Raw genomic sequence first — 7,479 nt, 5'->3', positions numbered from 1 at the left:
GGTCCTCCACCAGATTGTAGCAGGACTCGGCGAACGCGGCCGGGTTCTTCGCCGCCTCACCGAAGCCGCCGGACCAGGTCCAGCCGCCGAACGACCAGATGACCTTCAGGTCCGGGTGCAGCTTCTTCAGCTTGCGCAGCTGGTTGAAGTTGCCGCGCAGGTCCTGGTCCCAGGTGTCCGCCACACCGTCGACGGACTGGTCGGCCGTGTACGCCTTCTCGTAGTCGGCGTACGAGTCGCCGATCGCGCACTTGCCGCCGGTGACGTTGCCGAAGGCGTAGTTGATGTGTGTGAGCTTGTCGGCCGAGCCCGAGGTCTCGATGTTCCTGACGTGGTAATTGCGCTGGTACACACCCCAGTTGGTGAAGTACCCGACCACTTTGTTGCCGGCCGCTGTGGGGGCGGCGTCGGCGGACGCGGGGGCCGCTGCCCGCGTGGTAGTGGGGGTCGCGCCGGCCGGCGCGGTGCCCGCGACACCCAGCAGGGTGGCGCCGAGGGCGGCGGTACAGGCGGCTGCGGCGAACGCCCGGAAACGGGCGCGGGGACGATGCGGTCCGAACATCTTGTCTCCTCGTGGGGGAGGGAACTCGCTTGTGGGGGCAGGCAGTCGGCCGTCGCATGGACTTGGCATGAACGTGCAAAGGCCGTCCCGCTGGGAACCGTAGATGGACTAGACCAGTGAGGTCAATGGTTCGGACCATTTCCGGTGATCGTTCCGCCCGGCGCCGAGTCGCCCGGTGACCCCGTGACGGATATCGTCCGATCGGGCATACTCAAGCCGCCACAGCCGCTGGCCAGCAGCTCTCGTAATCCGAGGGGGGCCGGCGTCGGCTGGGTAACAGTGCTTTCCGGGCCCGGCCCGGAAACCCCCGGCGGCGCCGCCCACACCCCTCGCGCGCGACCGTCGCAACGCCCGACAGGGAGGAGAGCGCCGTCATGTCCGACCGTGCCCCGCATTCGGTGGAACGCCGTCTGCCCACCGAGGAGTCCAGGCAGCTCGTCGAGCTCGTCCGTGACATCGCCCAGCGAGAGATCGCCCCCCGGGCGGCGGAGGAGGAGGAAGCGGGCCGGTTCCCGCGCGAGGTCTTCACGCTGCTCTCCGAGTCCGGACTGCTGGGACTGCCCTACGACTCCGCCCATGGCGGCGGCGACCAGCCGTACGAGGTCTATCTCCAGGTCCTCGAAGAGCTCGCGGCCGCCCGGCTCACCGTCGGCCTCGGCGTGAGCGTCCACTCCCTCGCCTGCCACGCGGTCGCCGGATACGGCACCAAGGAGCAGCGGACCGAACACCTCCCGGCGATGCTGGGAGGGGGCCTGCTGGGCGCCTACTGCCTCTCCGAGCCCGCGTCGGGGTCCGATGCCGCCTCGCTCCGTACGAAGGCCGTACGGGACGGTGACGACTGGGTCATCACCGGCACCAAGGCGTGGATCACCCACGGCGGCATCGCCGACTTCTACACGGTCCTGGCCCGCACCGGAGCCGAGGGCGCCCGCGGGATCACCGCGTTCCTGGTCCCCGGCGACGCCGAGGGGCTCAACGCGGCCGCCCCCGAGAAGAAGATGGGCATGAAGGGCTCGCCCACCGCCCAGCTGAACTTCGACGGCGTACGGGTCTGCGACGCGCGCCGGATCGGCGACGAGGGCCAGGGCTTCGCGATCGCCCTGTCCGCACTCGACTCCGGGCGCCTGGGCATCGCCGCCTGCGCGATCGGCGTCGCCCAGGCGGCCCTGAGCGAGGCCGTCGGCTACGCCACCGGACGACAGCAGTTCGGCCGCCCGATCGCGGACTTCCAGGGGCTGCGCTTCATGCTCGCCGACATGGCCACCCAGATCGAGGCGGGCCGGGCGCTCTACCTGGAGGCGGCCCGGCTCCGTGACGAGGGCAAGTCCTTCTCGCGTCAGGCGGCCATGGCCAAGCTGTTCTGCACCGACATCGCCATGCGGGTCACCGTCGACGCCGTCCAGGTGCTCGGTGGATACGGCTACACCCTCGACTTCCCCGTCGAGCGGCTGATGCGCGAGGCGAAGGTGCTGCAGATCGTCGAGGGGACCAATCAGATCCAGCGGATGGTCATCGCGCGCCACCTCGCGGGTCCTGAGACGCGCTGAACCGCAGCGGCCGGTCCGACCACACGGGCGTCGTCATGATCCGGTTCCACTCCTGGTCATGGCGGCCCGGCAGGGTCCGCTCCGTGCTCTCCCAATGACGCAGCAGGGCCCGATAGATGGGCGGATCGGTGGAGTGCGGCACCGATCGCGGCGCCGACCGGGGAGCCATGGGCTGCGGAACCGATTCTTCGGCGGTGGGGGCGGCGAGACGGCGACGGCCGGGACCGGCCGTTGAATGCAGCAGGGTCATGCCTGGCCAACGGCGCGGGGCTGGCCCTGGTCACTGTCCGGCCGATTCGAGAGCCCGTTCGCCCCGTCCCCGGGCGGCCTCACTGCGGGCACCACGTCGGCCGGGCCGTCGTGGTGCGGCGCAGACGGTACGGGCGGGCCCGGACGTGGTCCGGGCCGGGTTTCGCGCGAGGGCTGCCGTCAGGCGGCCTGGCGCCCCATCCGGGGTGCCCGCAGCGGGCGTGAGCCGGGGCCGCCGGCGTGCGAGAACGGCTGCGTCCTCCAGTCGAGCCCCTGGGGGAGCGTCAACAGCAGTCCCGTCTCCTGCTCCTGGGCGTCGAGCGACTCGTCGGCGGGCCGCGACTGCGACGCCGCGCGGCCGGTACCGGCGCAGACGGTCAGCACGAACGGATTCCACGGCGTCGGGCACAGCGCGTGCTCCGGCAGTACGTCCTCGTCCGCCAGCAGCGCGATCGGCTGCGCGCAGTCCGGGCAGATCACCCGGTACATCTCGAACGTGTCGTACGCGTCGGGAGCGGTGTCCTCGACGGGATCGACCGGCTCCGGTTCGGTACGTCCGGTGAGCTTCAGGATCTGCATGGGAAATTCCCCCCTCAGGTGGGCCGACCAGGCGACACGGCCTCGACCACAGCAAGCACTTCCCGTCGCGCGTCGGCCGTAACCGCGAGGGGGTCGGCTACCCACCCGTAAACCTGTGGCATTCGTCACATGCCCGCCCCAGGTGCCCCTTCCGGAGCTCCTGCCGCTGTGCCTGGAGGGACCTGGGGCAATAGGTTGATCCGTATGGAGGAGCTGGACCGACAGATCGTGGAGTTGCTCGTCAAGGACGGGCGGATGAGCTACACCGACCTGGGCAAGGCCACGGGCCTGTCCACATCGGCCGTTCATCAGCGTGTCCGCAGGCTGGAGCAGCGCGGGGTGATCCGGGGCTACGCCGCGGTCGTCGATCCCGGGGCCGTCGGCCTGCCGCTCACCGCGTTCATCTCGGTGAAGCCCTTCGACCCGAGCGCGCCGGACGACATCGCGGATCGGCTGGCCGACGTCCCGGAACTGGAGGCGTGCCACAGCGTCGCGGGCGACGAGAACTACATCCTCAAGGTGCGCGTCGCGACGCCGCTGGAGCTGGAGCACCTGCTCACCCGGATCCGCTCGCTGGCCGGTGTCTCCACCCGCACCACGGTCGTCCTGTCCACGCCGTACGAGGCACGGCCCCCGAGGATCTGAGAGGCCGTCGGTGACCTCCGACCGGAGGTCTCCGACAGCTTCTGAGGGGGTCGCGGACCGCGCGGCTCCGGGCAGGCGCGAAACTGGTCCCATGACCGAGAGCACCGCCCCCCAGAGCGAACACCGCACCGTGCTGCTGCGCGGTGGAGACGTCCACAGCCCCGCCGACCCCTTCGCCACCGCCATGGTGGTCGAACGCGGCCATGTCGCCTGGGTGGGCTCGGAAGGGGCCGCCGACGCCTTCGCGAGCGGCGTCGACGAGGTGATCGACCTCGACGGTGCGCTGGTGACTCCCGCGTTCACCGACGCCCACGTGCACACCACGTCGACCGGCCTGGCCCTCACCGGCCTGGACCTGTCCGGTGCCCGGACCCTCGACGAGGCGCTCGGCCTGCTGCGCGCCCATGTGGCCGGGCACCCCGCGGACCGGGTCGTCCTCGGCCACGGCTGGGACGCCACGCGCTGGCCCGAGCAGCGCCCGCCGTCGCGCGGTGAGCTCGACGCGGCGGCCGGCGGACGGCCGGTCTACCTGCCCCGTGTCGATGTGCACTCCGCGGTCGTCACCACGGCCCTGCTCGACCTGGTCCCGGGCGTCACCGGGCTGACCGGCTACCACCCCGACGCCCCGCTGACCGGCGCCGCCCACCACGCGGTCCGCTCCGCCGCCCACGGCGTCGTCTCGCCGCAGCAGCGTGCCGAGGCCCAGCGCGCCGCCCTGCGGCACGCCGCGTCGCTCGGCATCGGCACCGTCCACGAGTGCGGTGGCCCCGACATCTCCGACGAGGAGGACTTCGCCGCACTGCTGAAGCTCGCCGCCGCGGAGAGCGGACCGCGGGTCTTCGGCTACTGGGCCGAGCGGGTCGCCGACGAGAAGGGCGCCCGCCGGATCCGGGAGCTCGGCGCCGTCGGAGCGGCCGGGGACCTCTTCGTGGACGGCTCGCTCGGCTCGCACACCGCCTGCCTGCACGAGCCCTACGCCGACGGACCGGCCGGACACACCGGCACCGCCCATCTGGACGCGGCACAGATCGCCGCCCATGTCACCGCCTGCACCGAGGCGGGGCTGCAGGCCGGATTCCATGCCATCGGCGACGCGGCGGTCTCCGCCGTCGTGGACGGGGTGAGGGCCGCCGCCGAGACGCTCGGCCTGCCCCGGATCCGGGGCGCCCGGCACCGGGTCGAGCACGCCGAGATGCTTACCCCCGAGACCGTGGCCGCGTTCGCGGAGCTGGGTCTGACCGCCTCCGTCCAGCCCGCCTTCGACGCCGCCTGGGGCGGCGAGGAGGGCATGTACGCCCAGCGGCTCGGCGTCGAGCGGGCCAGGACCCTCAACCCGTACGCGGCGCTCCTGCGGGCCGGTGTGCCCCTCGCCTTCGGCTCCGACAGCCCCGTGACCCCGCTCGACCCGTGGGGCACCGTACGGGCCGCCGCCTTCCACCGCACGCCCGAGCACCGGATCTCCGTACGGGCGGGCTTCACCGCCCACACCCGGGGCGGCTGGCGGGCCGTCGGCCGTGACGACGCGGGGACCCTGGTGCCCGGCGCCCCGGCCGACTACGCGGTCTGGCGCACCGCTGACCTGGTGGTCCAGGCCCCGGACGACCGCGTCGCCCGCTGGTCGACCGACCCCCGGTCGGGGACGCCCGGCCTGCCCGATCTCACCCCCGGTGCCGATCTGCCGGTCTGTCTGCGGACCGTGGTCTTCGGACGAACTGTCTACGAGCGGCCGAACGAGTGACGTCCGTACATTTCGTATCGTCGCTCGTGGTGGTCCCCGTTCCGCCGCGACCTGCGGATCTTCGCTACTGACCAGGCAAGTTTCGTAAATATTGCAGGTCAGACGGCTATTGACAGAACGCGCCCACTGGCCGGTAGGTTCGGCGAGTCCACCACAGGACGTCCGACCGGTTAAACCTCCACGCAGTCGTCGAACGCCGCTGGGTCATGAGGTGGTGTGCCGCACCGGCGCACCACCACTGACAGCCAGGTTCAGCGCCCGCGCCTCGGGGGCGAGGGAAGGTTTCATCCGGACGGCGGTGCGACCCGGGTGGGGCCCGGACGTTCAGTAGACAACGGCTCTAGGTCGACCCGCAGCCAGCGGGTCCCAGGTCGGCCCGAAGGGCGCCGGGCCCCCATCCGTAGTTCCCGTCCGTGCTCGTACCCGCACTTCTGTCCGTACTTCCGTCCTTCTGTCCCCGGCAGTGCCCGGCCCCGTCCGACCATGTCGGAGACCGGCCTCCGCCCGCTGGATATGGTGTGCACCTGCGTACGGACTTAAGGGGCAGTAAGTGAACGACGGCGGTCAGCGGCGGTACGGCCCGCTCGGCAGAATCCTGGTGATCATTCCGACCTACAACGAGGCCGAGAACATCACGCCGATCGTCAGCCGGGTGCGCGCCGCTGTGCCGGACGCCGACATCCTGATCGCCGACGACAACAGCCCGGACGGCACCGGCAAGATCGCCGACGAGATCGCCGCCGGGGACGGCCGGGTCCAGGTGCTGCACCGCAAGGGCAAGGAAGGGCTGGGCGCGGCCTACCTCGCGGGCTTCCGCTGGGGGACCGAGCACGGCTACGGCGTGCTCGTGGAGATGGACGCCGACGGCTCCCACCAACCCGAGGAGCTGCCCCGGCTGCTCACCGCGCTCAAGGGCGCCGACCTGGTGCTCGGCTCCCGCTGGGTGCCGGGCGGGCGCGTGGTCAACTGGCCCAAGTCCCGCGAGATGATCTCCCGGGGCGGCAGCACGTACTCCCGGCTCCTCCTCGGGCTGCGCACCAGGGATGTCACCGGCGGCTACCGGGCCTTCCGCGTCGAGACCCTGGACGGCATCGGCCTCGACCAGGTCGCCTCGCAGGGCTACTGCTTCCAGGTCGACCTGGCCCGCCGGGCCGTCGAGGCCGGCTATCACGTCGTCGAGGTGCCGATCACCTTCGTCGACCGGGAGATCGGCGACTCGAAGATGAGCCGGGACATCCTGGTCGAGGCGCTCTGGCGGGTCACTTCCTGGGGTGTCACCTCCCGTACGAACCGGGTACTGGGCCGCAAGGCGATCTGATCCGCCGTGCCCGCCGTCACCGGCGGCGGGCATCGGGGCCGCCGCCCCTGATCACCCCCCTCGTCCCGTTCGGACGCCCGTACGGGCACACTGGGGACCATGACGACCGGCACACCGCCCCCGACCGCCCCCAAGCGCTCTCGCGCCCGTACCTTCGTCCCCCTCGCCATCGCCGCCTGGGCGGTGCTGGAGATCTGGCTGCTCACCGTCGTGGCCGACGCGGCGGGCGGGTTCACCGTGCTGCTGCTCCTGGCGGCGGGGATCGTGCTCGGTGCCGCGGTGATGAAGCGGGCCGGCCGCCGGGCCTTCCGCAATCTCACCGAGACGCTCCAGCAGATGCCGGGGCAGCCCGGTGCCGCCGCTGCCCCGCCGGCCGCCGGGTCGGGCGGCAGGGGCAACGGCTTCCTGATGCTCGGCGGGCTGCTGCTGATGATCCCGGGGATCATCTCGGACGTGGCGGGGCTCCTGCTGCTGGTGCCGCCGGTCCGTTCGTGGCTCGGTCGGTTCGCGGAGCGGTCGCTGGAGCGCCGGATGCGTGCCGCGAGCCCCGGCAGCCTCTCCGACGCCTTCCAGCAGGCCCGCATTCACCGGCCGGACGGAAAGATCGTCCAGGGTGAGGTCATCCGCGAGGACGGCACCCAGCCGGGCGCACGTTCCGATGAGGGCACCCGGCCGCCACTGACCCCCTGAGCGTCCGGACGCACGGCCGGGGCCGGACGACCCGCCCCGGCCGCCCGCACGGCCCGCTGTGGCCGACGTGGAGGTCCGACGGCCCGATGGCTTCCCACCGGGCGGCCGAGCGACGTCCACTCGATGGCACGACAGAGCCGCGGGCCGTGAC

General features: G+C 72.1%; 7 protein-coding genes. 5 read left to right on the top strand and 2 right to left on the bottom strand.

Annotated features, from left to right (window positions below; translation table 11 throughout):
* Nucleotides 1-562: glycosyl hydrolase family 18 protein (locus ABZY11_RS41320; protein WP_356484100.1), on the bottom strand; the 562-nt coding region annotated here is incomplete at its 3' end.
* A gap of 374 nt (nt 563-936) precedes the next feature.
* Here ABZY11_RS41320 and ABZY11_RS41315 point away from each other — a divergent pair.
* Nucleotides 937-2,109, top strand: a complete 1,173-nt coding sequence (locus ABZY11_RS41315; protein WP_356484099.1) for an acyl-CoA dehydrogenase family protein — start codon at nt 937-939, stop codon at nt 2,107-2,109.
* 429 nt (nt 2,110-2,538) lie between these two features.
* On the opposite strand, the gene ABZY11_RS41310 is transcribed toward ABZY11_RS41315, so the two are convergent.
* Nucleotides 2,539-2,937 (bottom strand): hypothetical protein, encoded by a 399-nt coding sequence (locus ABZY11_RS41310; RefSeq protein WP_356484098.1) that lies wholly within the window; start codon nt 2,935-2,937, stop codon nt 2,539-2,541.
* Nucleotides 2,938-3,141: 204 nt separating this feature from the next.
* On the opposite strand from ABZY11_RS41310, the gene ABZY11_RS41305 reads away from it, so the two are divergent.
* The 4 genes from ABZY11_RS41305 (at nt 3,142) to fxsA (ending at nt 7,328) form a co-directional block, all read left to right on the top strand.
* Nucleotides 3,142-3,582, top strand: coding sequence for an Lrp/AsnC family transcriptional regulator (locus ABZY11_RS41305; RefSeq protein WP_356484097.1), 441 nt, complete (start codon nt 3,142-3,144; stop codon nt 3,580-3,582).
* A 91-nt stretch (nt 3,583-3,673) separates the two neighbouring features.
* Nucleotides 3,674-5,320, top strand: a complete 1,647-nt coding sequence (locus ABZY11_RS41300; protein WP_356484096.1) for an amidohydrolase — start codon at nt 3,674-3,676, stop codon at nt 5,318-5,320.
* Nucleotides 5,321-5,870: 550 nt separating this feature from the next.
* Nucleotides 5,871-6,638 (top strand): polyprenol monophosphomannose synthase, encoded by a 768-nt coding sequence (locus ABZY11_RS41295; RefSeq protein ID WP_356484095.1) that lies wholly within the window; start codon nt 5,871-5,873, stop codon nt 6,636-6,638.
* Between the two features lie 99 nt (nt 6,639-6,737).
* The gene (gene fxsA, locus ABZY11_RS41290; protein ID WP_356484094.1) at nt 6,738-7,328 is read left to right on the top strand and encodes an FxsA family membrane protein; all 591 of its coding nucleotides are present in this window, start codon (nt 6,738-6,740) and stop codon (nt 7,326-7,328) included.
* Nucleotides 7,329-7,479 lie beyond the last annotated feature (151 nt).

This window comes from Streptomyces sp. NPDC006510 (assembly GCF_040611955.1).
In the GTDB taxonomy this organism is placed as follows: Bacteria; Actinomycetota; Actinomycetes; order Streptomycetales; family Streptomycetaceae; genus Streptomyces.
The sequence above is the reverse complement of the archived record's forward strand: the minus strand, read 5'-3'. Positions and strand labels throughout refer to the sequence as shown.

Bases quoted from the DNA above. Each gene is read 5' to 3' on its own strand.
- ABZY11_RS41315 (WP_356484099.1), top strand. From the start codon at position 937: ATGTCCGACCGTGCCCCGCATTCGGTGGAACGCCGTCTGCCCACCGAG.
- ABZY11_RS41310 (WP_356484098.1), bottom strand. From the start codon at position 2,937: ATGCAGATCCTGAAGCTCACCGGACGTACCGAACCGGAGCCGGTCGAT.
- ABZY11_RS41305 (WP_356484097.1), top strand. From the start codon at position 3,142: ATGGAGGAGCTGGACCGACAGATCGTGGAGTTGCTCGTCAAGGACGGG.
- ABZY11_RS41300 (WP_356484096.1), top strand. From the start codon at position 3,674: ATGACCGAGAGCACCGCCCCCCAGAGCGAACACCGCACCGTGCTGCTG.
- fxsA (WP_356484094.1), top strand. From the start codon at position 6,738: ATGACGACCGGCACACCGCCCCCGACCGCCCCCAAGCGCTCTCGCGCC.